At 47.3% G+C, this 3,633-nt stretch carries 5 protein-coding genes; 4 read left to right on the top strand and 1 reads right to left on the bottom strand.

All coding sequences use genetic code 11. The features are described 5' to 3' along the window. Window positions 1–138: 138 nt before the first annotated feature. A complete protein-coding gene (locus V7Z64_RS12350; protein WP_297991346.1) occupies window positions 139–921 on the top strand; it encodes an inositol monophosphatase family protein in 783 nt (260 codons plus the stop codon). Here V7Z64_RS12350 and V7Z64_RS12355 read toward each other — a convergent pair whose 3' ends face one another. Further along, window positions 922–1,104, bottom strand: coding sequence for a DUF5325 family protein (locus tag V7Z64_RS12355; RefSeq protein ID WP_297991344.1), 183 nt, complete (start codon window positions 1,102–1,104; stop codon window positions 922–924). 96 nt (window positions 1,105–1,200) lie between these two features. Here V7Z64_RS12355 and typA point away from each other — a divergent pair, with 96 nt between their 5' ends. From typA to V7Z64_RS12370, 3 genes are all read left to right on the top strand, one after another. Then, window positions 1,201–3,045 (top strand): translational GTPase TypA, encoded by a 1,845-nt coding sequence (gene typA / locus V7Z64_RS12360; RefSeq protein WP_297991343.1) that lies wholly within the window; start codon window positions 1,201–1,203, stop codon window positions 3,043–3,045. Window positions 3,046–3,056: 11 nt separating this feature from the next. Then, window positions 3,057–3,362, top strand: a complete 306-nt coding sequence (locus tag V7Z64_RS12365; protein WP_003395183.1) for a YlaH-like family protein — start codon at window positions 3,057–3,059, stop codon at window positions 3,360–3,362. Next, the coding region (locus tag V7Z64_RS12370; RefSeq protein ID WP_334110590.1) for a hypothetical protein at window positions 3,359–3,633 on the top strand (275 nt) is incomplete at its 3' end. The genes V7Z64_RS12365 and V7Z64_RS12370, both read left to right, overlap by 4 nt.

Raw genomic sequence — 3,633 nt, forward strand, 5'->3', positions numbered from 1 at the left:
TAACGAAGCGAAAAAAAATGAATGTAAACGAAAATTAGAAAAATTACGCCAAGAACTGATTCGTCTGTCGAAATGAAACGGACGCGAGAAGGCGGCAAGCGCCGCCTTTTCTACATAAGTATATGCAGGAGGATGAATATGTGGAACGAAATTGATCAACATATGCAGCATTGGATTCGCGAAGCAGGGGAGCGCATTCGTGATGCGTTCCAAACGAAACTAAATATCGAAACGAAGTCAAGTCCGTCCGATTTAGTAACCAACGTCGATCGGGAAATTGAACAATTTTTCATCGAGCGCATTCGTAAGACGTATCCGACGCATCACGTTTTAGGGGAAGAAGGGTTCGGCGATCAGCTCGAGGCGTTAGACGGCACCGTTTGGATCATTGACCCGATTGACGGGACGATGAATTTCGTCCATCAGCAGCGCCATTTTGCCATTTCAGTCGGAGTGTTTCACGATGGGGTAGGCATGCTCGGCTACATTTACGACGTCGCATTTGACGAACTGTACTATGCCCAAAAAGGAAAAGGGGCGTTTGTAAATGGCACGCCGCTTCCTCCGCTTGAAAAAACGACGCTTGACCGCTCCATCATTTCATTAAATGCAACATGGGTGACGGAAAACCGCCGCATCGATCCGAATGTGCTCGCCCCGCTCGTAAAAAAAGCGCGCGGCACGCGCTCGTACGGTTCCGCTGCGCTCGAGATGGCGTACATTGCTGCTGGGAAGCTCGATGCGTACATTACGCTTCGTTTATCCCCTTGGGATATTGCAGGCGGCATGGTGATCGTTCAAGAAGTCGGCGGTGTCGTGACGAACTTGTACGGCGAACCGATCAATATGATCGAAAAAAGTTCCGTATTCGTTTCTAAACCGAGATTGCACGAAGAAGTACTTTCGATGATTAAGCGCTAACTATCGCTCGTTAGCGCTGTTTCTTTTTTTTAATGAAAAGCCGAATCCCATGACGCCAAGGAAAGCGATCGTCGCCGCAATGATCGCCGACACATGTCGGTAAGCGATCGCAATGCCGATGACGATCATCATCGTCGTTGCAAGCAATGCGATCATAAAAAAAAGCGGTTGAAATTTGTTCATATGTTTTCCTCCCCTTTCCTTTTAGATTACAACAAAACATTCCGCTTTTCTACTATGTTTGTGCTATAATAGACGCGCAATGTTGAAAAATAGGAGTTGACAAAAGTGAGAAATGATATTCGCAACATCGCGATTATTGCGCACGTTGACCATGGAAAAACGACGTTAGTCGACCAATTGCTTCGCCAGTCCGGTACGTTTCGGGCGAACGAACAAGTAGAGGAACGGGCGCTTGATCGCAACGATCTTGAACGTGAACGAGGCATTACCATTTTAGCAAAAAATACAGCCATTCAATACAAAGGGACGCGCATTAACATTTTAGATACACCGGGACATGCGGACTTTGGCGGCGAAGTCGAGCGCATTATGCGCCTTGTCGATGGGGTGCTTCTCGTCGTCGATGCGTATGAAGGATGCATGCCGCAAACGCGATTCGTATTAAAAAAAGCGCTCGAACAAAACTTAACACCGATTGTTGTCGTCAATAAAATTGACCGCGAATTCGCCCGCCCACACGAAGTTGTCGATGAAGTGCTCGATTTATTTATTGAGCTCGGGGCGTCGGAAGAACAGCTCGAATTTCCGGTCGTGTACGCTTCGGCAATTAACGGGACAGCGAGTTTACATGCGGACAAACAAGATGCCGATATGACCGCGCTGTTTGAAACGATTGTTGAACATATTCCTGCCCCTATGGACAATAGCGATGAGCCGCTTCAATTTCAAGTAGCGCTTCTTGACTATAACGACTACGTCGGCCGAATTGGCATCGGACGCATTTTCCGTGGGCGCATGCAAGTAGGGCAACAAGTGGCGCTCATGAAATTGGACGGATCAGTAAAAACGTTTCGCGTCACGAAACTGTTTGGCTTTCTCGGCTTAAAGCGCATCGAAATTGAAGAAGCGAAAGCAGGCGATTTAGTCGCCGTTTCTGGCATGGAAGATATTAACGTAGGCGAGACGGTATGTCCGCTCGATGCTCAAGAAGCGTTACCTCCGCTTCGCATTGACGAGCCGACGTTGCAAATGACGTTTCTCGTCAATAATAGCCCATTTGCCGGACGTGAAGGGAAACATGTCACAGCGAGAAAAATTGAAGAGCGCCTTCGTCTCCAGTTAGAAACGGACGTATCGCTTCGCGTCGAGCCGACCGATTCGCCAGATGCATGGATCGTTTCAGGACGAGGGGAGTTACATTTGTCCATTTTAATTGAAAATATGCGCCGTGAAGGTTTTGAACTGCAAGTGTCGAAGCCAGAAGTCATTATGAAAGAAATCGACGGCGTCATGTGTGAGCCGGTTGAGCGCGTGCAAATTGATATTCCTGAAGAGTATACAGGGGCGATTATGGAGTCGCTCGGTGCGCGCAAAGGGGAAATGGTCGATATGATCAACAACGGAAGCGGGCAAGTGCGCCTTATTTTCCTCGTTCCTGCGCGCGGATTAATCGGGTATCGGACAGAATTTATGTCGCTCACGCGCGGATACGGCATTTTAAACCATTCATTTGATAGCTACCAGCCGGTCATCGCAGGCCAAATTGGCTGCAGACATCAAGGTGTGCTCATTTCGATGGAAACAGGAAAAGCGACCGCTTACGGCATTATGCAAGTGGAGGATCGGGGCGTCATTTTCATCGAGCCGGGAACGGAAGTATATGAAGGGATGATCGTTGGCGAACATAGCCGCGACAACGATTTAGTCGTTAACGTATGCAAAACGAAACACGTGACAAACGTCCGCTCGTCAACGAAAGAGCAGACGGTGACGATGAAAAAGCCGCGCCTCATGTCGTTAGAAGAAGCGCTCGAATATTTAAACGACGACGAATATTGCGAAGTAACGCCACAATCGATTCGCTTACGGAAAAAAATATTAGATAAAAACGAACGCGAAAAAATCGCGAAAAAGAAAAAACTCGCTGAGCAAAAGAAGTAGGAGGGGTCGTCATGGATGTGATCGGTCGCCTGTCATTTTTCGCTTCGCTATATCACGTGCATGAACAACCGGAAAAAGGAATGTGGCTGCTATACGGGACGATTGTTGTGTTAGCCATGATCGTGTATCGTCTTGGCTTTGCTCGCAAGCTGCCACTATTAAAAAACGTTGTCATTTATACGCTACTTGTGCTCGGTTGTACGATTTTAACGTTTTTTGCTGTTTTTTTACCGGTGGCAGAAGGATTGCTTGTCGCAGCGGTCGTGTTAATGATTTATAAATGGCGATTGCGTCAAGAAAGGAAGGAGAGCGCATGAAGCTACAAGATGCGGTGTACAATTGGCTGACGATTAAAGTGGTTGCACATGCGCGCCCAGATGATACGGCAGCACAAGAGACGGAACAATTTTTTGCCGACTTGCTGCGCGAAGATCATGCGGTTGAACAAATCGCATATACAAAAGAAGACGACGTCTATACAGTCACTTTTGCTGTGAACAATGAAGCGAGCACGTTTCGCTTTCCAGCGGAACTTGTTGAAACAATGCTTGATCAAATAAATCGCGAGCCAGAAAAATATATCAATTA

Source organism: Anoxybacillus sp. (genome assembly GCF_036834105.1).
GTDB lineage: Bacteria > Bacillota > Bacilli > Bacillales > Anoxybacillaceae > Anoxybacillus.